We start from the raw sequence: 21,345 nt of genomic DNA, 5'->3' as shown, positions 1-21,345 counted from the left end.
AAATTTTAAACTAATGAATTACGATATTATTGTCATCGGAAGTGGTCCCGGTGGATATGTTACTGCAATCAGAGCGGCACAATTGGGTTTCAAAACTGCAATTATCGAGAAAGAAAGTTTGGGAGGAATCTGCCTTAACTGGGGATGTATTCCTACGAAAGCTTTGCTTAAATCTGCTCAGGTTTTTCATTATATTAATCACGCGGAGGATTATGGCTTGAATAAAGTAGAAGGTAGTTTTGAATTTCCGAACGTAATTCAGAGAAGCCGTGGCGTTGCCAACAAAATGAGCAAAGGGATCGAATTCTTAATGAAGAAGAATAAGATTGATGTTATTTTAGGAACTGCTAAAGTTCAGAAAGGTAAAAAAGTTTCCGTTACCGATAAAGACGGAAAAGTAACCGAATATACAGGAACGCATATTATCATTGCTACCGGAGCACGTTCAAGAGAATTGCCAAACCTGCCGCAAGACGGTAAAAAAGTAATCGGATACAGACAGGCATTGTCTCTTCCTGAGCAGCCGAAATCTATGATCGTTGTAGGTTCAGGAGCAATTGGGGTAGAATTTGCCGATTTCTATAATACAATGGGAACCAAAGTTACGGTGGTGGAATTCATGCCGAATATCGTTCCTGTAGAAGATGAAGAAATCTCAAAACATTTAGAAAAATCTCTGAAAAAATCAGGAATCGAGATCATGACCAATGCTTCTGTGGAAAGTGTTGATACGAGCGGAGAAGGTGTAAAAGCTAACGTAAAAACTGCTAAAGGAAATATCACTCTTGAAGCTGATATATTATTATCTGCTGTTGGTATTGCCGCAAATATTGAAAATATCGGTCTTGAAGAAGTGGGAATCCAGACAGACAAAGGAAGAGTTTTGGTAAACGAATGGTATGAAACTTCAGTTCCGGGTTATTATGCGATTGGTGATATCATTCCAACTCAGGCTTTAGCACACGTTGCTTCTGCGGAAGGAATTACCTGTGTTGAAAAAATCAAAGGAATGCACGTAGAGAAAATCGATTATGGCAATATTCCGGGATGTACATACTGTCATCCTGAAGTGGCTTCTGTAGGGCTTACCGAAAAGCAGGCTAAAGAAAAAGGTTACGAAATCAAAGTAGGGAAATTCCCTCTTTCTGCAAGCGGAAAAGCAACGGCTAACGGAAATACAGATGGTTTCATCAAAGTTATTTTTGATGCTAAATACGGAGAATGGTTAGGTTGCCACATGATTGGTGAAGGAGTTACCGATATGGTTGCTGAAGCGGTGGTTGCCAGAAAACTGGAAACTACGGGTCATGAAATCATCAAATCAATTCACCCGCATCCAACAGTATCCGAAGCAATTATGGAAGCTGCTGCTGCTGCTTATGGAGAAGTGATCCATATTTAATTTGATAATTAAATTATAAATATAGTAAACCACAGATTTTGTCTGTGGTTTATTTTATTGATTCATATTTACCTATAGAGAATTTCTCGTAGTATATTCGTTGTATTAACCTTATCTTTTGTAGATTTTAAATCTATTTCTAAGTCTAAATTTAAATTTGATATGCTGTTAATTAAGTTAGTATTTTTCTCAGAAATATTTTTGAAAATACTTTCATATTTTTCATATGAAATTTCTTTTCGATTATTAATATTTATATCACAAAAAGTTTTATATTTACTTATTTCTACTAACTCAAATCTGTAATTTTCATTTTCAATTATCAAAATTAGACCAGGTAAACCTTTGAATATAAAAGGTCCATCTTGAAAAGGTAGGTCATTTGTAAACCAAGCTATCCATTTTTCATCTTTATAAAAAAATTCTGCTTTATGAGATTTATATCCTGCAATATTTTTCTTCTCATCAAGAATCTTCCAATTCAATAAAAAAGATTTTTGAGAATAAATAGATGCTCCATCAATCTTGTCGAGCAAATAAATAGTATCAGATTTTTTGTTTTGTTTACTTATTATCAAATCAGATTTTACGGCTAAATTGTTTTCACAATAATTTGATTCATAAAATACACTATTATCTCTATAAATATCTAGCCGATAAAATCCTGTTTCAGCTCCATTTTTATTAAGTTTATAAAGTACAGATAAATCCTGCGCAACAATTAATATTGGAAAAGACAAACTTAATAATATTATCTTAATTTTAATCATTTAATGATTGCTTATAATCGTTAGATGCAAAGAAAATTATAGTTCCTATTACCGGAAAAAAACAAACTATCAAATGCCAAATTAGTCTTTTATTTGATTTAAGCTTGCTAATTTTAAAAATTGCTAAGCAAAAACTTGTAATGATAAATGTGTAAACGATTAGTAATGATATAAATTGTAGATTCATTTTATTATTTTAATCTGCAGAAATTGAAAGTGAAGTCTTTGGAGGGGTGTTATTTCTTGCGGCACAGTGGGCTGCAGCAACTCCATACATTACAATTGCACAGTTGGGTGCAATATCACAAGCTATAGAACAAGTTGTATCTTTATCACATGTGCTTTTAATATAATCATATGTTTTTTTTATACATTCAAGTTGACCATCAAAAAAAGCTGCATTATTTATAAAACTTAATTCAGTATTAAATTTTCCATTTAATTGCTTCTTAACTCTAAAATTTGCAATAATTATTCCATTTTCATTGTATTGCTCTATATTGCCATTTCCATCTGGATCTAAAATTGTTTTTTCATACAACACAATATTATTAGGCATTAACATTACATAATCTATTCTATCTCCCTTATTAACTTTTAGCCTTACTAAATTTGAAGTTTCATTAATTTTAATAACTTGTACGGTATTCAAATCAAAATCTTCTTTTTTACGTTGAAAACATTAGAAATTTTTGAAAAGCTATTTCCTTTAAAAAACAACTCAATTTGAGAATATGAGGTTAATTTTGTTGAAGGAATTATATTTTGTTTAATATTTGTACTATTTGCTAAAATAGTAATAGCTGGCATTGAAAGTAAAGCCAATGTTAAAATAATTTTTTTCATAGTGAATTTTAAAATTAATTAATATTAATTGTAAAAACATTTGTGTACTTGTGTTTAATTACACTGCAAACATACACAAAAAAGAAATTTAAAAAAATATTTTTTGAGAATAATTTATTATTTTTGGAACTAAATTATTCCTTTTATGAATGGTATGATTAGCAAAAACATTAGAAAATATAGAGAATTGAAAGGTTTTAGCCAAGAGTATATGGCAAATCAGTTAGACATTAATCAGGCTTCTTACGCTAAAATAGAAAATAACTCAACAAAACTTACTGTTGAGAGGCTTTTTGCAATTTCTAAATTATTAGAAACTGATGTCACTGATCTTTTAGATTTGAAAAGTCAAACAGTTTTTAATCAAAGCGAAAATGTAACGGCTTATGGTAAAATTGAACATTTTCATAATGAGAATAAAGAAGTTTATGAAAAACTTATACAAGCTAAAAATGAACAAATCGCTTTACTGAAGGAATTACTTGAGCGAAAAGGCTGATCATATTATAAATTTACTTATTTTTATAAATATCCATAATTTTATTAGAAATATTCAAGATCTCTACTTATCTTTTCTTACATTTATTCAATGAATTTTGAAAAAGTAGGCCTGGTTTTATCAGGCGGCGGTACAAAAGGAATTGCACACGCAGGAGTTTTAAAATTCCTGAGAGAAAAAGATATTGATGTTCATGTTCTGTCTTGTTGCAGCGCAGGTTCCATCGTAGGTTCAATGTACGCCGTCGGAAAAAGCCCGGAAGAAATTCTGGAGTTTTTTAATTCGGTTTATTTTTTCAACTGGAAACATTTTGCATTCAACCAGCCCGGGCTTGTCTCTTCTGTGATTTTCAGGAATTATCTCAATCCTATTTTCGGAGATATGAAGCTTAAAGATCTCGGTAAAGAGGTGAAAATTGTAGCTACCGAACTCGTAAGCGGAACGGAAAAAATTTTTGATGAAGATTTTAAAGTTGTAGACGCCATTATCGCTTCATGTTCCATACCGGGAATTACAACACCTTATATTATTAACGAAGAAATGTATTGCGACGGAGGAGTGCTGAATAATTTCCCCGCAGACATCATCAGGGATGATTGTGATAAACTGATCGGCGTTTTCGTATCTCCTCCTCATGATATTAAAATTAACGATCTTAAGTCAATAAAGGCCATTGTTTCAAGATCATACGATTTGTTATCCTACAGAATCGAAAAAATAAAATTCGACTACTGCGACTGGTTTATATCTTCGCAGGAACTCTCAACGTATGGAACTTTTGAAAGAAGAAAAGACCGTCTTGAAAAAATCTTTCAGATAGGATATCAGGCTGCAAAAGAAAGCTTCAATGAAAGCAGCTTCTATCTGATGAAAGAATCCGGAGCATAAAAAAGCTCACCTGAGTGAGCGCTGTTCTTAATTTTTTACAACTATGGCATCCTCTTTCAGAACCGTATTTCCATCGGGGCTTATTACATTAAGCGTATACGGTGCTTTATTAACAGAATCAGTAAGATAGTTTCTCCACACCTGATAAGTATATCCTTCATTACCAAACTCAAAATAATAATTTCCTCCGGTTCCGTCGGGATACATTTCTCCGCCGCTGATAATCATGCTTGGCTTGGAACTAATCTTTCCTTTGGCAGGCCAAGACTGATAAAGGTATTTCCCATCCGGCTGCTGATCGATTTTAATTTTAAATTTTTTTGTTTTAATGATTACCGATTTCGGAATCTTTTGAGAAACTTGTTCCGTATTATTTTCCGGGATACCCGGAGTTGTAATATCTTTAGCAGGAAGTATGCTGAAATTTGCGATGCATAATGCTCCCAATGCAATTTCTTTAATCATAATTTTAATATTTTGTTGATCTGTTAAAATTATCAAATTTAAAGCCAATCAGAGATGAATTTCAGATACAGATGCTGCTTGTGTATAATTGGCAAAAGCTTCTTCCAGGCTTCCGAATTTACCTTTGAATTCATGGATAGGGCAGTCCTGGAGAATAGTTCCTTTATGAATGAGAATCACGCGGGAACAAAGTGCTTCTACTTCCTGCATAATATGGGTGGAAAGCAAAACGGTTTTCTGCTGGCCGATTTCTTTCACCACGTTTCTGATTTCAATGATCTGATTGGGATCAAGGCCATTCGTAGGCTCATCCAGGATTAAAAGATCCGGCTGATGAATAATAGCCTGCGCAAGACCTACTCTCTGTTTGTACCCTTTGGAAAGCTGGCTTATTTTTTTAGATTTTTCAGGGGTAATTCCTACGAGATCAATTACCTCATCTACTCTTGAGGCCGGAATACGATGAATATTAGCAACAAACTGCAGATACTCTTTTACATACATCTCAAGATATAACGGGTTGTTTTCCGGGAGAAAACCTATATTTCTTTTGCTTTCTATTTCGTTTTCGGTAATGTTTTTGTCGTTAAAGATTATTTCTCCTTCATCAATTTTCAAAGCTCCCACAATAGATTTCATTAATGTGGATTTTCCGGCGCCATTCGGTCCCAGAAGCCCGATAATTTCATTGTTGTTAATGGAAATATTGATGTTGCTCAGTGCAGTTTGTTCACCGAATTTCTTGGTTAAATTATTTATCTGAAGAGACATGCTGATAGTGATCTTTTTTGCAAAAATAAAAATAAAAGCTCATTCTGCTGAATGAGCCTGGCTAATATTTTTATAATTGATTATTTCTTGGTTTTCTTGGTTGCAGATTCTGTTGTGCTGTTGGCAGACCGATTTCCGGGATTTGCTGTTGCAGCAGGTTTTTCATAAAGGGAAGATTTTCCGCTTTGTCTTCCGAAAATTTTGTCAACCTGTTTCTTATTCAGGAATTGTGATTTTCCTACATACTTCCTGTTTTTATTGATGTACTGGATAAACTGCACGGTTGGCTGTCCGTAGTTCTTCTCAAAATGAAGCTCAATAATATCATTCGGAAGCTCCAGAACAATATTGCTTACCGGCATATCAATAAATCCGTTGCTGATCAGCTCATACAAACCGGAAACATCTTTATTGAGATTTTCAAAAGAGAAGGAACGGAATGTATTCAGGTTGGCGGTATTAAGATCCTGATAATTGATGGTAAATTTATTGTCTTTTTTATATAAACCTACTGAATTATCTTTACCGATTTCTACCACACTTTCATTTTTCAGCACTTTGATTTGTGAGAAAGCCGAAAAACCTAACAAACATATAAACAGTAGAATAATTTTTTTCATGAGTTGATTTTTTAATGCTTTATAAACTTGGTATTTTATTTAAAAAATAGTAAATGCATAAGCATTTTTCATATTCCTGTAAGCAAATGTAAAAAAAAAAATCCACATCCGCTCCTGTTGAAAAATGAGAGTACATGCTATATGATGTAAACTTAAGATATAATTAATACAAAAAAATAATGGTTGTCCTTAATTAGTCATGATTGAAGACCTTTGAGTTTTTTTACGGAATGTTATAGCTCATGCTGAGCCTTCAGAAGCGCCTTTGCAAACCAAAAAACAGTTAGTAGTAAGCAAATCATTGCGGAATCTTGCATTAAACAGATATTATGATTAATAATGGAGAATCAATAAAAAATTATAGCAAATTTTAAGTAGTTATCATAATTCATACTTTATAATAAAAAACAATACATTCGGTATTTTACACAGCCCGTGATCTTTCAGAAAATATATATTTTTTTAATTGATAAATGTTTTTTAGTTGATAATAATCTTCAAACAAAATGAAGCTTAGTTAAATTTTAATGTTAAATATTATAAAAAATAAAGCATTAAAAAAACATATATGCAAAGCATATAAAATGCTTTAAATAGCTGGTCTGCAACGTCATCTTGGTACCACATAATTTTAAAATTCCTATTAGAAAGCCCTCTGATAAACATTTTATGGGTATGAATGGTATAATAATTGAATAATGAAGAGCACGAGCTGAAACTCTGATTTTAATTTTTTCTGTTTTTAAGAACAGGATAGTTATTTGTTAAGAAACATTAAAAAAATCATATGAAATCAAAACTATCAATCTTGTCGTTGGCAATAGCATTACCCACATGCCTTTTTGCCCAGGATTCATTACAGGTTATGAATAACACGCAGTATCCGAATACATTTTCTTCAGGATCTGCTGATGTGCAACCATTCACAAACTCTGCTAAGAGATTTAATGACTGGTCAATCTCATTCGGTGCCGGGGTTCCTTTAATTCAGACGGCTGACCTTACATCAATCAAAACCAACAACAGATCTGGAAAAGATCTTTTCGGATATTCGGCATATGTAAGTGTTGATAAAGCCATTACCCATGCATTCGGATTGAAATTGCAATATGATCGTGGAGAAACAAGACAGGGCTATTTTAATACTAAAGATGCTGCACCGGCTAATGCGGCTGCAAACATGCAGGTAGGAGCAAGGACTCAATACGATGCGATCTCAATTTTGGGAGACATCAACTTCTCAAACCTTTTAAGAAGAGTTGATAATAAATCTCCATTCAGATGGGCCCTTCATGGTTATGCAGGTATAGGTACGTTAGCTTACAGAGCTTACCTGAAAGATGAGACAGGGCAAAGGCTAATGACAGAGATTAAACCTTTCAAATTTGGTTCATTATTCGGACAGGCAGGGGCCGGTTTGAAATATAAAATCAGCAACCGTCTTGATCTTGAAGGAAGAGTAATGTATGTTGTAACCACTGACGATTCATTTGATGGCGGAGGTTCACAATACAGCATGATCAACAGAAGAAACAGCAAAACTTCAGATAACTTCATCAACACAACTTTAGGTCTTACCGTAAACTTAGGCAAACACGAATCTCACCTGATGTGGCATGATCCATTGCAGGAAGCCTATTACAAAATCAGCGTACTGGAATCTAAAGTGGAAGATTTGGTTGTTTGCAAAAACGGAGATGCAGATAATGACGGAGTTTGCGATGATTGGGACAGACAGCTTGACACTCCTGCAGGTGCAAGAGTGGACGGATCTGGTGTTGCTTTAGATGTTGATCTGGATGGAGTTATCGATCTTTATGACAAATGTGTTACAGTTCCTGGAAGCGTTGAAAACAACGGATGCCCGGATCAGACTCAGGGGCAGGGTGCTGTTGCTGAAACAGAAACAAAACTTGAAGGTATTGAGTTTGACCTTAATTCAGACAGAATCCTGCCTTCAAATACCCCAATCTTAAATAATGCAGTAAGCTATATCAATTCATCAGACGGTTCTTACACTGTTGTTGGTGCTACCGATACAAGAGGAACTGAGGCTTACAACAAAATGCTATCTGAAAGAAGAGCCAATAATGTAAAAAATTATCTCATCCAGAACGGTGTACAATCAGGAAAGCTTGATGCTCAGGGAAATGGTAAAACAGATCTTAAATATCCTGAATGCGATCCTGCTTCAAAATGTCCGGAATGGAAGAACAGAGCGAATAGAAGAGTATATTTTAAAGCAAAATAAATTATAATAACTTCTAATTTGGGACTGCCGTTGTAACGGCAGTCTTTTTTGTTTGTTAATAAATTAAATATTTCCGGTTCTTTTGGCTACAACAATCTTACTTTAGGATACATTAATAATTCCAAATGTACGCAACTTTGTCTCAACAAAATAAAAGACAATGAAAGTATTTGTAACAGGAGCTTCAGGATTTATCGGTTCCGCAATTGTAAAAGAATTAATTGATGCCGGACATCAGGTGGTCGGTTTGGCACGTTCGGAAAAATCAGCAGAAAAAATAGGAAACGCAGGTGCGCAAGCAGTGGAAGGAAGTCTCAAAGATCTGGAAATAATAAAGCAAAATGCTTTGAATGCAGATGGAATTATCCACGTTGCATTTTCTCATGATTTTATGAATTCAAATGATATTTCACAATTTCCTAAAGCAGCGGAATTAGATCGTGTTGCGATTGAAACAATGGGTGAAGCATTAATGGGTACTGAGAAACCATTAGTTGTCACCGCCGGACTCTTAGGTTTACCTCTTATAAACGGAAAGATTACAGAAGAAAGTATTGCGGAAAATTCTTTACGTTTTTCAGAGGCTACAGCGTTGAAACTAGCCGAAAAAGGCGTTTATGCTTCAGTAATTCGTTTGGCGCCATCGGTTCACGATATTGGTGATTATGGTTTTGTTCCTTTTATCATTTCACAGGCCCGGAAAAACGGTGTTTCTGCATATCCCGGAAATAGAAGGAACAGATGGACAGGAATACACCGGCTTGATGCAGCCCGGTTATTCCGTCTGGCGCTCGAAAAAGCAGAGCCTGGCGCTCTATATAACGGAGTAGAGGATGAAAGTCTTGAACTGAAAAAATTAGCAGAAATTATCGGTGAGAAATTACATATTCCTGTTGAAGCTGTTTCCGGAGAAGACTTAAACGAACATTTTGAATGGCTGGCTCATTTTATCACTATGGATTGTCCGGTAACCAATCATAAAACAAAAGAACAGTTAGGTTGGGAACCGGTGAATATCGGCTTATTAAAAGATATTGAACAGAATTATTTCTAAATTTACCTCATGGAGCAGAAAAAAATAATCAGAATAAAATCAATCAGCGAATTTCATCAGTTTAGGGGTTTGCCAAAACCTGCACATCCGCTTATCAGTATTGTAGATTATGCTTCTATCAAACACCAGCCTGAAATGGAAGAAACAAGCTGGATGTTCGATTTTTATCAGATTTCCGTTAAAAAGGGAATAGATGGGAAATTTAAGTACGGACAGCTGGAATATGATTTTGATGATGGCATCATGTTTTTCATTGCTCCGAACCAGGTTTTTAATATCCGGATAAACCACCACTCAACCATGGAACGTTCTGGATGGATGTTGCTTATGCATCCCGACTTTTTGTGGAACACGTCACTTGCAAAAACCATCAGCCGTTACGAGTATTTTGACTATTCGGTTAACGAAGCCTTATTCCTTTCTGAAAAAGAAGAGAATACACTCAATGAGATCGTAGAAAATATTCGGGAAGAATATCATTCAAACCTTGATAAGTACAGCAGGAACATTATCATTTCTCATATCGAAACGTTACTTAGTTATGCTGAAAGATTTTACAGCCGTCAGTTCATAACCCGGGAAAGAGCAAATCATCAGATTCTGGATAGGCTGGAAAATTTGCTAAATGAATATTTTGCAGATGATTTGGTCTCCAGAAAACTTCCTACCGTACAGTACGTTGCAGATGCTTTGAATATTTCCCCCAAATACCTCAGCAGTTTGCTTAAAACATTAACCGGACTGGGAACACAGCAACACATTCATGAAAAATTAATCGAGAAAGCCAAAGAAAAATTATCAACTACCAATCTTTCAATAAGTGAAATTGCTTATGAGCTTGGCTTTGAACATTCGCAGTCTTTCAGCAAAATGTTCAAAACGAAAACCGATCTTTCTCCTTTGGAATTTCGTGCATCCTTCGAGTAGTTTTGGCAGATTTCAAATTTAAAAAACTAATGATCAAGTACCTCTGAAAATGAACATCCTGGTAAAATTTTGGTTTATGGCAGGTTTGTATCGTTACGATTGATAATCTTTGCTTTACAAAACAATAATGAAAAATAATATATATTGAATTTTTTTCATTCAATGTTAAATAATAGTTTTAAATTTACATTTAAATGTTAAAATTTAGAAAAATTAACAATTAAATTAAAATTTTTCTTAGTTTTGTGAATTATAAAGACTAATAACCGTGAGAACTTATTTTTGTTCCTGATACTACCTAATGCATACGTAATTAGAAGTGTATTAAGTATAAAAATCTTCCAGCCCAGATTATTTAGATATTCTTAGAATTTTACTCAGTAAATTTTTGTAGTTTTTCTTATTTTGTTAAAATGAAAAACACTTTGTTTATTTTTAATTAACAGTAAAAATTAAGAAATCAATAGATTGGCTTCTATTAAGTTTTTTAAGCCAAAGGAGCTTAATGCTTAAATGGTAAAATAAATTTTAAATTTAAACATTCTCTTAGATAAATTTAAATTCACACAAAGATTTCTAATATTGCTCACACCAGCCAAATTTTTCCTCTATAATCTCGGCCTTAGCTTGTTGAAGATATTGCAGGTAAAGATCTGAAACTGGAGAATGCTTTTTACCGCGCATCCAGATCAGGCTCCACATGGTTTTGATAGGAAAACCTTTCATGGGTATAATCTTCAGCTCCTGATTAGAAAGCTCGTTTCTTATACCGATCAGCGGCATGATAGAGTAGCCGAATCCTGCCAATAATGCTTGCTTCACAGCTTCATTGGAGGTAAGTTCCATCTTTTTTAAAACAGAAATATTTTTATGTTTAATAAATGCTTCCATAGTGGTTCTTGTCCCAGATCCCTTTTCCCTGAAAATTAACGGAAGACTCTCAAAATCTTCCAGCGTGATGTGTTGCTGGCTGTTCTGAGAATTGCCGACAAGATAAAGTTTATTCTGAAGGAGATCCAGCCGTTCAACATTTAACGCGCTTGGCAATATTGATACAAGTGCAAAATCTACTTCATTGTTTTCCAGGCTTTCTATTACTTTTTCCTTATTCGTAACATCCATTACCAGCTCAATTCCGGGATGTTGGCGAATAAACCCTGAAAGAAAATACGGCATCACATACTTCCCTGTGGAAACTACGGAAATTTTCAGCCTTCCGGTTACCTGTCCCTGATAGGCTAACGTTTTATAATTGATGGAATGAATCTGATTCACAATTTCTTCTGCAGCCTGCGCAATCTCTTTACCGAATTCGGTTACATAAAGCTTTCTTCCGACTACTTCCGTTAAAGGAATATTAAACTGATCCTGAAAATTTTTCAGCTGGATAGAGACAGCCGGCTGCGTAAGGAATAGTGCTTCAGCAGCTTTTGTTACACTGCCTGTCTGTACAACTTTCAAAAAAATCTGTAATTGATTCAGTGTATAATTCATAAAATAATTTTATGGTATTGATTACAAATATAAATAAAAATAAATGAATTAAAATGCACAACTTTGTCATATAAAAAAAATTATTATGACAACAATTACAGTAGCCAACGGTGACGGTATCGGTCCCGAAATTATGAATGCAACGCTGAAGATTATTTTAGCAGCAGGTGCGAGAATTGAGATTGATGAAATTGAGATCGGAGAAAAAATCTACCTCGCAGGACATACATCTGGTATAACCGACGAATCCTGGGAAACAATCAGGCGCAACAAAATCTTCCTGAAAGCTCCCATTACCACACCACAGGGCGGCGGATACAAAAGCCTCAATGTAAGTACCAGAAAATTCCTTGGCTTATATGCCAATGTAAGGCCATGTGCAAGCTTTTATCCTTTCATACAAACCAAGCATCCTGTAATGGACATTGTGATTGTAAGAGAGAATGAAGAAGACCTTTACGCCGGAATCGAACATCAGCAGACAGATGAAGTAGTACAATGCTTAAAGCTGATAAGCCGGCCGGGATGCGAAAAAATTATCCGTTATGCCTTTGAATATGCCAAACAGCAAAACAGAAAAAAAGTAACGTGCTTCACCAAAGATAATATCATGAAGCAGACCGACGGATTGTTTCACCAGGTTTTCAACGAGATCGCCGCTGAATATCCGGAAATAGAAAACGAACACTGGATCATCGACATCGGTGCCGCAAAAATGGCAGATACACCGGAATTGTTTGATGTGGTGGTAATGCCCAATCTGTACGGAGATGTTTTAAGTGACATTGCAGCGCAGCTCACAGGTTCAGTCGGTCTTGCAGGCTCCGCCAACATTGGGGAAGAATGTGCCATGTTTGAAGCGATTCACGGGTCTGCTCCTGACATCGCAGGACTGGATGTGGCGAATCCTTCCGGTTTGATCCAGGCGGCGATTATGATGCTGAACCATATCGGGCAAAATCACGTTGCGGAAAAAGTACATAATGCATGGCTGAAAACATTAGAAGATGGAATTCATACTGCTGATATATTTAAAGAAGGCCTAAGTACGAAAAAAGTAGGAACACAGGAATTTGCGCAGGCTGTTGTGTTAAATCTCGGGAAAAAACCATCGGTGTTAAAATCTGTTCAGCACCTGAATAATTATACCCTTAACCTTCCGAAATACAGACGCAGGGCAAGAGCTAAAAAAGTGCTGGACGGAGTGGATCTTTTTGTACACTGGAACGGAACGGATGCCAATGAACTGGCTGCAAAACTACAACGATTGGAAATGAACGGAATACAGCTGAACGTCATTACCAACAGAGGAATAAAAGTCTGGCCGGATGGTTTTAAGGAAACTTTCTGTACCGATCACTGGCGCTGCAGATTCAGGCCTCAGCAAAATCCGGAAATCAGTAACATTGATATTGCGACCTTGCTTACCAGAGCGATCGAAGAAGATATTGATGTGATAAAAACGGAAAATCTGTATTCTTTCGACGGTAAAGCGGCCTATTCTTTAGCCCAGGGACAATAACCTGGTCTACTGAAGATTTATCGATTGATTTTTAAATTCTCATTGTAATATAAATTTTAAACAAGATGAAAACAAGTCCCATTAAAAATACCAATATGAAAACCGATACTAATACATTTTTTCTAATCAAGGGTGTATTCTCTCCTGAAGATGCCAAAGAAATCCTTTCCAAGATTTACAGTTTCAAGATCAATTATCATCATTTGAACAACTGGCGCTCTCTGGAAAGATTCGGGAAGGATGATGAAAATTCTCAGAAAAGGATTCCGCGACTCATAAATGATAAGGCGAAAATTGAGGAATTAATAGAAGCAGGTAAAGTAAAAGATAAGAAGATCCTTATCAACGCTGAAATTTCGATATCATTCTGTGAGTAATGACCCCAATAATTACCATAAGCCTAAAAAACACAAGCAGACCCATATTGATGGGTCTTTTTTGTTAATACACTTTATTTAAAGCTGAAAGTTACTGCAAAAGAGAATAAATAGCAACTCCAATCCCGGCATACGCAACTACGGTAATGATATCTGCTATCGGTTGTGAAAAGCGTTTTTCTGCTATTTTTTCTGCATTAATCTGGTTCTTATGGAATTTCAAAGTTTTTTTAGCATTATGAACCGGATGTGCAATAAGGCTGTCCCTCTCCCATTTGTCTACGATTACTTTGTATTTTTTGCCGTCAACATCTATTTTCACATTTTTGCCGGCCGTCAGTTTCTCCTGAACATTCACAGGAACCGGAGCTGCCAATTGCTGTCCGTTGGTATGTTGAGGAGGCATATTCATATTGACCTGTTTGCCGTTGTTTTTAGCTCCTTCTTTGATTTCTGCCATCGGATCCGGCTGTTTTTTAACCTGATACGTATAGCAGCTGATTAACGAAAACGATATGATAATGAGATAAAGATTCCTTTTCATGAGACTAATTTAAGAATTAAACGGAATATTCGCTATTTTCTTTTAACCTATTCTGCATTATAAAAAAAAGTTTGTTTAAAATGTAACTACAAAAGATCAAAGCATTTAAACACATAAGTCACATTAGATTCAAGAATAAAGCTTTATGCGTATTTCAGAACACAAAAGTTTAAAAATCTTTGATTTTTTTCTAATATGTTCTAAAAATATTTTCAAGATTATCAAAAAATTCTCTGTGACTCATGTATTAACGTTTCTGTGAAAATCTGCGTCAATCTGTGGTTAAGTTTCAATCACAAAAGTCAAAACTTTTTGAACACATAAATTACCAATTCACCAACATAAATTTGTCCTTCCAAGGCAATTTTACAAAACCAACTCCCCATCCAAGCCTGTCCAGCAAAATATCCTGAGTTTTTCTTTCAACCGTAAGTGTATAATCATGGTCGGAAACGACAAGCTTCCCAGGACGTTGAAGAAATTCATTTTGCAATAATGCCGGAGACGATTTTTTCATTGGGCTCCAGTTCTGAAGTACGCTTTCTATCACATTTCCGGCCTCAGCTTTATGCTTCCGGGAAAGTTTAATATGTCTGTTGATGCTTTGATGCATGGGAATATTGCACAAAAATTTTTCAAATATCATTTCATATTCAGGAGCATTTGTATTTCCTGTAGCAATATAATGGAGCAAATGGGCACACAATTCAGGATCTGTGATTTGCTGTGTCTCTTTATCCAAAAGATTACAATGCTCAAAAAAGGTTTTGAGGAAAGGATGTATCAGGATCAGTCCCGCATTCGGTACGTACTGTCCTTCATCCGGAATTCCGTCCTTATTAAAAATTTCTTCCTGATTCTTAATAATCATCTCTGAAGCTTTCTGGCGGTGTTCAAGATTATTTTTACTATTTTCTATAGTGCTTTCAGAGGCTTTAACACCTTCAACATCTTCAACATTTTTAATATTTTTAATATTTTTAACATCTTTAACATCTTTAACATCTTCAATATTCCTAAAATTTTGCTTGTCTATCCTGTCTGTACTATTTTCAGCAGTTTCATCATCTTTAATAAAAAGTAAAATTTGGACTAAAGCTTTTCTTTTTTTAAGGCTGCTTTTCCTGAATATTTCTTTTGAAATTCGTTCTGAAAAATATTCGCGAAGGAAAGTCTGCGAAGCATCCTGATGTTTTGCAAGGATCTCTAAAATCAGGCGCCAGATCAATACTCTCTCATTATAGTTCATCTGTGACAGATCTTGAATTCTCTCAAAATCAAAATGAATTTTTAATGCTTCGTTTTCCAGAATAGCCAGGCAGAACTGAACAAGCTGCTCATCCGCAAGCTGATGAATGACACGCTCCTGAACATGTGCCTTCTCCAAAATGGGAATTATATTTTTCCGGAAGCCCGTCGTAGAAATTATATTGTCGAATACAGCTGTTTCCAGTAGGCTCACACTTTCTTTATCCGAATTCCACCACGGCATACATCCGTTTTCTAAAAAAAAGATAAAAGTCTGCAGCATTTTTTCCTGATGATTGACCCAGGAGGGTTTGGGACGATGTTCTGTTTTTGCATCGGATGCTTCTTCAGAATTAATTATTTCTGATAATTTTTCCTTAAAAAGTTCGGTGATTTTATCTTTTAATTCAGTATTCAACGAACTGCTTTTTACATCCAGATCCATTTCCAGAAGAGGAATTTGCAGCGTTCTGCCAGCCCATTGCGCTTCCATCGCATTAATGTACTTTTCGATTTCCGGAAAAACATCAATAGCCAGAAAGCTGTTGATGTCATCTTTTATATAATGTGCTTTTTCCTTGTTGCTGACGGTAATTTCAACAAAAACTTTCTGAATTAAATGATTCTGGCTCACTGTAATAGATGTATGCATGGAATATTTTAAATTTTAACACTTTATTTCCTGTCAAATTCTCCACCCCAGAAACCAGCCGGGCAAAGACTTAGCTTAGATCTTTGTTTTGCGCTCAGCCTGCATCCGCAACCTCTGATGAAACCGTCTTTCGGGGCATCTGCAACTTCAAGGGTTTCAGGATTCATCCATTTCATGGCGTTGCAATTGTTGCCACTTTTTAGCGGACACGCGTTGCAGATCTCTTCACGCAAAGAAAAAACAGCTTCCTCATCCTGATTCGCCATGCCGATTTTGGCACGCAGTTCATTGAAATGGCCGCCAATGATTTCATTGCGCTTGCCAAAAATTTTTTTGATATTCATATGATTTAAGTTTTTAGATTATTGGTTCAAAATTAAAAGAAGAAATTCCAGCATGCTAATTCTGAAGGCATTCTGTTCTGTCTTTGCAGTAAAAAGGAAAACCTTAGAGCACTCAAAAACCTCATTTTCCTGTTCAACACAAACTCAATGATCTTTTACAAGTGAAATGCCTTCGTGAAACTAAAAAAACAGCAATCTTAAAAAAAATCTTCGTGAGCTCTGCATTCAAGAAATATTATCAAAATCAGATCAGAAAAATTTCACCTCAACTGGATTTAGAGCAATTGGATTTCAGAATTTATTCAAAATTTAAAGATGTAAGAAGTTAATTATTAATGCTTTAAAAATGCGTATTTTTTAAAATCAAAAAATATATTTACTGCAAAGACAGGTTTGACCCCTCAAAATATTTGTCTTTTAAGGAACTGTGATTGTATGTTTGCATCATAATAATAAAGAGCAAAATTATGATTAAAGAAGTATTGACCATTTTAAAAAATAAGCTCAATGATCCGGAAAACGGCTTAAAAGACGGACCGCGAGTTGGCGATATTGCTGTGGTTGACGATATAGCAAAACATGAAGACGAAACCTCAGGCCTTACAGATACAGTAGTAATTACTCTGTTGAACGTTGAAGAAGAATCAACTTTAAAAAACAGATCGTGGTACAACAAAACTACGGTGAGTGAAAATCCTCTTTTGTATGATGTAAAAAAGCAAAACCCGCCTGCTTATTTGAACTTATACCTGATGATTGCTGCCAACCGTAATGCCTATGATAAATCTTTATCTGATATCGCAAAAGTTATCGAAATATTTCAGACCAACAACGTGATGGAATATGTAGATTCTAATGCGAATAAAAATTTCAGTTTCAGGATTGAGCTGCATTCAATCCCGTTTGAACAGCTGAGCTATATCTGGGGATTATTAGGCGGGAAAGTAATGCCATCTGCCTTGTATAAAATAAGCGTTGTGAAAATTGAAGCAACAGGAGAAACGAATATTAATTTAATTGATGAAGTGAATGTTAAAAGCATTAAAGTAGACTAATCATTGATTGTCCATAATTATTAATTTAAAAATTGTGTGCCTTTGTAAAAAATTAAACAGCATGAATAATGACAGATAATTAGATCGAAAAAACTAACTAAAAACTAATAACCTTTAACTTAAATTTTTAAACATGCAAAATCCGACAACACCAGGTGTTTCAGTTGAAGAAATTTCTAAGCTTCCTCATTCAGTTTCATTAATTGATACGGCCATTCCGGTATTTATTGGATATACCGAGTTTACCCCTGAAGAACATACAGAACCATTGGGCATCAGCTCTCTTATGGAATTCGAAAAGCACTTTGGAAAAGCAAAAAAAGAAAGTATCCAACTCAGGGATAGAGAAAATAAAGAGATAGAAATTATAACTCCGGATGCACAGTTTTTAATGTATTATTCTCTTCAGATGTATTTTGCTAATGGAGGCGGGCCTTGTCAGATTCTTTCAGCAGGAAATTATACAGCCGGAATAGTTGAACTTTCCGCTTTAAGTATAGGACTGAACAAGATTAATAATTCAGAAGAACCCATCCTTATCATCTTCCCCGATGCCGTTTCGCTGCCGGAAGCCGATTTTTATACGATCTATAATCAGACAATTGCTAAAAGTGAATCTACATCGAAAAACTGGTTTCTCATAGCAGATACGTATTACGGAAATTCTGTGACTCAATCCAATAACCATAATACCATTGCCAATTTTAGAGAAAATGTAGCGCTTACCACCCATGCTGCGGCCTATTTCCCTCATTTAACCACAATCTTAAATTATAATTTTGATGAAACCGTTACACCTATTCTTCATGCCGGTTTACAAAATGAAGGGCAGGCCAGCGCTATTTTTTATGCCGATGAAATTGCAGCTTTAGGAGAATTAAAAGCTTTGGCAAGTGCCGAAATTGTTAATGAGCCTGTAGATGCTTTAGTCTTAGCCGATTTACTAAGCCAGGCAATAGCTATTGCAGAAGAAATTAATGAAACAGCAGATGAAACTTCCGGCCATCCTTTAGATGCAAAAGCAGGTTTGGTACATGCTATTGCAGAATCAAAAGCCGTTCTGGAAGCCATCTATGACGGTACAATAGACGATTTTGTAATCCCGGAGGATTTGGAAGCAGAAACTCCTGTTTTCAGTGGGGAATTTGATGCATTAAGAGACGCAATTCTTGCTGTAAAAGATGAAGCAGGGGCTGCAGACGGGAAAACCCTGAAAAGCTTAGAATCATCCAACTCGGCTCTGTACAATCAGATAAAAAAAGAAATCTCATCATTAAAAGTTGTTTTGCCGCCATCCTCAGCAATAGCAGGAGTATATTGCAGAATAGACAGCACAAGAGGAGCCTGGAAAGCGCCTGCCAATGTAAGCCTGAATTATTTGGTAAGCCCTACGGAAAAAGTTTCGGATCATGAACAATCTGATATGAATGTGAATGATGCAGGATCTGTAAATGCCATCAGAACCTTCGCCGGAAAAGGAACGTTGGTTTGGGGAGCGAGAACGATAGATGCCAGAGAAAAAACCGAAGATGATGAAGAAAATATTTGGAAATACATCAACGTACGCCGCTATTACGACATGATTAAACTATCAATAAGCAGAGCTTTAACTGACGGAAAATTCATCAATGAACCCAATATTTCCCAAACCTGGCTGCGTGCAGAAGCAATGATAGAAAATTTCCTATACCAGCAATGGATTGATGGCGGATTGGCAGGAAGCAATTCAAAAGAAGCGTATCACGTTGAAGTATCCGGCGATATTCTTAAACCAAAAACAATGAATGTTACCGTACAAATAGCATTAGTACGTCCCGCAGAATTTATCATCTTGAATTTCTCGCACACATTATAACAGTTCTGAAATAGAATAAATCACAAACAAAATATTCGAAGTTTGGCTTCGAGGTATATTAATCTTAATTTAAAATTTTAACCAAATGAATTACAAAACCCCTGGAGTTTACGTGGAGGAGCATGAAAAATTTCCGCCTTCCGTAGCGCAAGTTGAAACGGCCATTCCTGCTTTTATAGGATATACTGCGGAAGGCCAGAAGAATAAGCCAACGAGAATCACTTCTATGTTGGAGTACGAGCAGCTTTTCGGAAAAGCACATCCGGAAGCGTTTGCCGTAGCTTTTAAAGACGGCGTTGCATCTGCAACACAAACTAAAGCAAGCGATTTTAAAATGTACTATGCCATGCAGATGTACTTTGCCAATGGCGGTGGGCCGTGTTATATCGTTTCCGTAGGAGACTATGATGACCAGGTAACCGTTGGAACTTCTACAGCGGTAGGAACTTTATTGTATGGCCTCGAATTGCTTAAAAAAGAAGACGAACCAACTCTTATCGTTTTCCCGGATCTTCAAGGTTTGGTTCCTGTTGCTGCTGAAGTTGCTGCCGCTGAAACTGCCGCTGATTTGGCAGAAGATAATGAATTATTAGCCTCTGAAGCTAAAGATGCCGCCAATGATGTTGCTAATGATGTTGTTATAGCTGTTCTAGGAGGAGAAGATCTTCAGGCAGTTATTGCAGCGGCCAATGCTAAAGTTGCTACCTATCCCATTACTAACCCGAATAATCTTAGTGAGGTTACAAAAAACCAGGCTGCTAAAGCTGTTCAGAATGCTGTTCAGAATGCTGTTAATCCCGCAGGTGCTGAAACGGCTGCACTTGCTGTTGCAAATATTTACAATAATCTTTCTACTTCTGCCACAGCTACAGCACAGAAATCACGAGCTTACGCGGATGCCCTTGCAGGTGTAGATTCAGCAGATATTGCTGCTGCTTATTCGGTATACAATAGTGCTTTAAATCAGGCAGAACTTATGAAAGACAGATTTGTCATTATGGATGTTCTTGGTAATGATGTTATTTTTAGAGAAAGGGTAACTGCTCCAGGCTTAAAATACGGAGCTGCTTATTATCCTAAACTAAAAACAATACTAAGCTACGATTATAATGAAGCTGATGTTGTAGTTACAGGTACATTCGGGATTACAAGCCTGGCACAATTGAAAGTAACAAACTCAGAGTTCTATAACCAGGCTAAAAAAGCTGTTGAATCTAAGCAGGTTGTATTAGCTCCATCCTCTGCAATGGCAGGAGTATATGCTAAAGTAGACAACACTGCCGGAGTATTTAAAGCACCTGCTAATGTAGGCCTTAATTTCGTAGAAGCACCATTAGAAAAGATTTCTGATAGACAGCAAGATGCGCTTAACGTAGACCCAACCTCAGGAAAATCCATCAACGCGATCAGAACCTTTACCGGAAAAGGGACTTTGGTTTGGGGAGCAAGAACCTTAGACGGAAACAGCAACGAATGGAGATACATCTCCGTACGCCGTTTCTTCAACATGGTGGAAGAATCTGTGAAAAAAGCAACAGAACGTTTCGTTTTCGAAGCCAATACGGCCAACACCTGGATCCGCGTACAAACGATGATCGAAAACTTCCTGAACCAGCAGTGGCAGGACGGCGCTTTGGCAGGAAGCAAGCCTGAAGAAGCCTATTACGTAAGCGTAGGACTAAACAAAACCATGTCTGCACAGGATATCCTGGAAGGAAGAATGAATATCGAGATCGGTATGGCAGCAGTACGTCCGGCTGA

22 protein-coding genes are annotated in these 21,345 nt (G+C 36.0%); 11 read left to right on the top strand and 11 right to left on the bottom strand.

The genetic code is table 11. The annotated features are described in order from the left end of the window. Positions 1 to 13: 13 nt before the first annotated feature. Complete coding sequence (gene lpdA / locus SOP96_RS07685) at positions 14 to 1,402, top strand: dihydrolipoyl dehydrogenase (RefSeq protein WP_326320401.1); 1,389 nt, start codon at positions 14 to 16, stop codon at positions 1,400 to 1,402. Positions 1,403 to 1,470: 68 nt separating this feature from the next. On the opposite strand, the gene SOP96_RS07680 is transcribed toward lpdA, so the two are convergent. The 4 genes from SOP96_RS07680 to SOP96_RS07670 are packed head-to-tail and all read right to left on the bottom strand — an operon-like array spanning position 1,471 to position 3,018. Continuing rightward, positions 1,471 to 2,172, bottom strand: a complete 702-nt coding sequence (locus SOP96_RS07680; protein ID WP_326320400.1) for a GLPGLI family protein — start codon at positions 2,170 to 2,172, stop codon at positions 1,471 to 1,473. After that, positions 2,165 to 2,359: a PLDc N-terminal domain-containing protein gene (locus SOP96_RS20010; RefSeq protein WP_411911982.1), complete on the bottom strand. Its 195-nt coding sequence runs from the start codon at positions 2,357 to 2,359 to the stop codon at positions 2,165 to 2,167. Before SOP96_RS20010 ends, SOP96_RS07680 begins: the two co-directional genes overlap by 8 nt. Positions 2,360 to 2,368: 9 nt before the next feature. After that, the gene (locus tag SOP96_RS07675) at positions 2,369 to 2,824 is read right to left on the bottom strand and encodes a hypothetical protein (protein WP_326320399.1); all 456 of its coding nucleotides are present in this window, start codon (positions 2,822 to 2,824) and stop codon (positions 2,369 to 2,371) included. Beyond that, positions 2,821 to 3,018, bottom strand: coding sequence for a hypothetical protein (locus SOP96_RS07670; protein ID WP_326320398.1), 198 nt, complete (start codon positions 3,016 to 3,018; stop codon positions 2,821 to 2,823). Before SOP96_RS07670 ends, SOP96_RS07675 begins: the two co-directional genes overlap by 4 nt. A 145-nt stretch (positions 3,019 to 3,163) precedes the next feature. Between SOP96_RS07670 and SOP96_RS07665 the strand changes: the two genes are divergently transcribed. Next, entirely contained in the window at positions 3,164 to 3,517 is a 354-nt protein-coding gene (locus SOP96_RS07665) for a helix-turn-helix transcriptional regulator (protein ID WP_326320397.1), read from the top strand. 90 nt (positions 3,518 to 3,607) lie between these two features. After that, entirely contained in the window at positions 3,608 to 4,405 is a 798-nt protein-coding gene (locus SOP96_RS07660) for a patatin-like phospholipase family protein (protein WP_326320396.1), read from the top strand. A 27-nt stretch (positions 4,406 to 4,432) separates the two neighbouring features. On the opposite strand, the gene SOP96_RS07655 is transcribed toward SOP96_RS07660, so the two are convergent. The 3 genes from SOP96_RS07655 to SOP96_RS07645 all read right to left on the bottom strand — a co-directional run bounded on the left by SOP96_RS07655 (position 4,433) and on the right by SOP96_RS07645 (position 6,261). Continuing rightward, on the bottom strand, positions 4,433 to 4,870 hold the full coding sequence (locus SOP96_RS07655) for a hypothetical protein (RefSeq protein WP_326320395.1): 438 nt from the start codon (positions 4,868 to 4,870) through the stop codon (positions 4,433 to 4,435). Between the two features lie 48 nt (positions 4,871 to 4,918). Further along, positions 4,919 to 5,641, bottom strand: a complete 723-nt coding sequence (locus SOP96_RS07650; protein WP_326320394.1) for an ATP-binding cassette domain-containing protein — start codon at positions 5,639 to 5,641, stop codon at positions 4,919 to 4,921. A gap of 80 nt (positions 5,642 to 5,721) precedes the next feature. Then, positions 5,722 to 6,261 carry a hypothetical protein gene (locus SOP96_RS07645; RefSeq protein WP_326320393.1) on the bottom strand — a complete coding sequence of 180 codons (540 nt, stop codon included), beginning with the start codon at positions 6,259 to 6,261 and terminating at the stop codon, positions 5,722 to 5,724. 787 nt (positions 6,262 to 7,048) lie between these two features. Between SOP96_RS07645 and SOP96_RS07640 the strand changes: the two genes are divergently transcribed. The 3 genes from SOP96_RS07640 (at position 7,049) to SOP96_RS07630 (ending at position 10,493) form a co-directional block, all read left to right on the top strand. Then, on the top strand, positions 7,049 to 8,512 hold the full coding sequence (locus tag SOP96_RS07640; protein WP_326320392.1) for an OmpA family protein: 1,464 nt from the start codon (positions 7,049 to 7,051) through the stop codon (positions 8,510 to 8,512). Positions 8,513 to 8,672: 160 nt separating this feature from the next. Continuing rightward, complete coding sequence (locus SOP96_RS07635; RefSeq protein WP_326320391.1) at positions 8,673 to 9,566, top strand: SDR family oxidoreductase; 894 nt, start codon at positions 8,673 to 8,675, stop codon at positions 9,564 to 9,566. Between the two features lie 9 nt (positions 9,567 to 9,575). Further along, complete coding sequence (locus SOP96_RS07630; RefSeq protein ID WP_326320390.1) at positions 9,576 to 10,493, top strand: helix-turn-helix domain-containing protein; 918 nt, start codon at positions 9,576 to 9,578, stop codon at positions 10,491 to 10,493. 576 nt (positions 10,494 to 11,069) lie between these two features. Here SOP96_RS07630 and SOP96_RS07625 read toward each other — a convergent pair. Beyond that, positions 11,070 to 11,987: a LysR family transcriptional regulator gene (locus tag SOP96_RS07625; RefSeq protein ID WP_326320389.1), complete on the bottom strand. Its 918-nt coding sequence runs from the start codon at positions 11,985 to 11,987 to the stop codon at positions 11,070 to 11,072. A gap of 85 nt (positions 11,988 to 12,072) precedes the next feature. On the opposite strand from SOP96_RS07625, the gene SOP96_RS07620 reads away from it, so the two are divergent. Then, positions 12,073 to 13,509, top strand: coding sequence for an NADP-dependent isocitrate dehydrogenase (locus SOP96_RS07620; protein WP_326320388.1), 1,437 nt, complete (start codon positions 12,073 to 12,075; stop codon positions 13,507 to 13,509). Positions 13,510 to 13,574: 65 nt separating this feature from the next. Next, on the top strand, positions 13,575 to 13,886 hold the full coding sequence (locus tag SOP96_RS07615; RefSeq protein WP_326320387.1) for a hypothetical protein: 312 nt from the start codon (positions 13,575 to 13,577) through the stop codon (positions 13,884 to 13,886). A 91-nt stretch (positions 13,887 to 13,977) separates the two neighbouring features. Here SOP96_RS07615 and SOP96_RS07610 read toward each other — a convergent pair whose 3' ends face one another. From SOP96_RS07610 to SOP96_RS07600, 3 genes are all read right to left on the bottom strand, one after another. After that, entirely contained in the window at positions 13,978 to 14,430 is a 453-nt protein-coding gene (locus tag SOP96_RS07610; protein WP_326320386.1) for a hypothetical protein, read from the bottom strand. A 325-nt stretch (positions 14,431 to 14,755) separates the two neighbouring features. Beyond that, the gene (locus tag SOP96_RS07605; RefSeq protein WP_326320385.1) at positions 14,756 to 16,330 is read right to left on the bottom strand and encodes a contractile injection system tape measure protein; all 1,575 of its coding nucleotides are present in this window, start codon (positions 16,328 to 16,330) and stop codon (positions 14,756 to 14,758) included. Positions 16,331 to 16,353: 23 nt separating this feature from the next. Beyond that, positions 16,354 to 16,674 (bottom strand): hypothetical protein, encoded by a 321-nt coding sequence (locus SOP96_RS07600; protein ID WP_326320384.1) that lies wholly within the window; start codon positions 16,672 to 16,674, stop codon positions 16,354 to 16,356. Between the two features lie 467 nt (positions 16,675 to 17,141). Here SOP96_RS07600 and SOP96_RS07595 point away from each other — a divergent pair, with 467 nt between their 5' ends. From SOP96_RS07595 to SOP96_RS07585, 3 genes are all read left to right on the top strand, one after another. Then, positions 17,142 to 17,729 (top strand): DUF4255 domain-containing protein, encoded by a 588-nt coding sequence (locus tag SOP96_RS07595; RefSeq protein WP_326320383.1) that lies wholly within the window; start codon positions 17,142 to 17,144, stop codon positions 17,727 to 17,729. 133 nt (positions 17,730 to 17,862) lie between these two features. Then, on the top strand, positions 17,863 to 19,584 hold the full coding sequence (locus tag SOP96_RS07590; RefSeq protein ID WP_326320382.1) for a phage tail sheath family protein: 1,722 nt from the start codon (positions 17,863 to 17,865) through the stop codon (positions 19,582 to 19,584). An 85-nt stretch (positions 19,585 to 19,669) separates the two neighbouring features. Continuing rightward, positions 19,670 to 21,345: phage tail sheath family protein (locus SOP96_RS07585; protein ID WP_326320381.1), on the top strand; the 1,676-nt coding region annotated here is incomplete at its 3' end.

It is taken from the genome of Chryseobacterium salviniae, assembly GCF_035819015.1.
Lineage (GTDB): Bacteria > Bacteroidota > Bacteroidia > Flavobacteriales > Weeksellaceae > Chryseobacterium > Chryseobacterium salviniae.
The sequence above is the reverse complement of the archived record's forward strand: the minus strand, read 5'-3'. Positions and strand labels throughout refer to the sequence as shown.

Bases quoted from the DNA above. Each gene is read 5' to 3' on its own strand.
- SOP96_RS07640 (WP_326320392.1), top strand. From the start codon at position 7,049: ATGAAATCAAAACTATCAATCTTGTCGTTGGCAATAGCATTACCCACA.
- SOP96_RS07625 (WP_326320389.1), bottom strand. From the start codon at position 11,987: ATGAATTATACACTGAATCAATTACAGATTTTTTTGAAAGTTGTACAG.
- SOP96_RS07660 (WP_326320396.1), top strand. From the start codon at position 3,608: ATGAATTTTGAAAAAGTAGGCCTGGTTTTATCAGGCGGCGGTACAAAA.
- SOP96_RS07605 (WP_326320385.1), bottom strand. From the start codon at position 16,330: ATGCATACATCTATTACAGTGAGCCAGAATCATTTAATTCAGAAAGTT.
- SOP96_RS07595 (WP_326320383.1), top strand. From the start codon at position 17,142: ATGATTAAAGAAGTATTGACCATTTTAAAAAATAAGCTCAATGATCCG.
- SOP96_RS07645 (WP_326320393.1), bottom strand. From the start codon at position 6,261: ATGAAAAAAATTATTCTACTGTTTATATGTTTGTTAGGTTTTTCGGCT.
- SOP96_RS07680 (WP_326320400.1), bottom strand. From the start codon at position 2,172: ATGATTAAAATTAAGATAATATTATTAAGTTTGTCTTTTCCAATATTA.
- SOP96_RS07590 (WP_326320382.1), top strand. From the start codon at position 17,863: ATGCAAAATCCGACAACACCAGGTGTTTCAGTTGAAGAAATTTCTAAG.
- SOP96_RS07600 (WP_326320384.1), bottom strand. From the start codon at position 16,674: ATGAATATCAAAAAAATTTTTGGCAAGCGCAATGAAATCATTGGCGGC.
- SOP96_RS07670 (WP_326320398.1), bottom strand. From the start codon at position 3,018: ATGAAAAAAATTATTTTAACATTGGCTTTACTTTCAATGCCAGCTATT.
- SOP96_RS07620 (WP_326320388.1), top strand. From the start codon at position 12,073: ATGACAACAATTACAGTAGCCAACGGTGACGGTATCGGTCCCGAAATT.
- SOP96_RS07615 (WP_326320387.1), top strand. From the start codon at position 13,575: ATGAAAACAAGTCCCATTAAAAATACCAATATGAAAACCGATACTAAT.
- SOP96_RS07665 (WP_326320397.1), top strand. From the start codon at position 3,164: ATGAATGGTATGATTAGCAAAAACATTAGAAAATATAGAGAATTGAAA.
- SOP96_RS07610 (WP_326320386.1), bottom strand. From the start codon at position 14,430: ATGAAAAGGAATCTTTATCTCATTATCATATCGTTTTCGTTAATCAGC.
- SOP96_RS07650 (WP_326320394.1), bottom strand. From the start codon at position 5,641: ATGTCTCTTCAGATAAATAATTTAACCAAGAAATTCGGTGAACAAACT.
- SOP96_RS07635 (WP_326320391.1), top strand. From the start codon at position 8,673: ATGAAAGTATTTGTAACAGGAGCTTCAGGATTTATCGGTTCCGCAATT.
- SOP96_RS07630 (WP_326320390.1), top strand. From the start codon at position 9,576: ATGGAGCAGAAAAAAATAATCAGAATAAAATCAATCAGCGAATTTCAT.
- lpdA (WP_326320401.1), top strand. From the start codon at position 14: ATGAATTACGATATTATTGTCATCGGAAGTGGTCCCGGTGGATATGTT.
- SOP96_RS07655 (WP_326320395.1), bottom strand. From the start codon at position 4,870: ATGATTAAAGAAATTGCATTGGGAGCATTATGCATCGCAAATTTCAGC.
- SOP96_RS20010 (WP_411911982.1), bottom strand. From the start codon at position 2,359: ATGAATCTACAATTTATATCATTACTAATCGTTTACACATTTATCATT.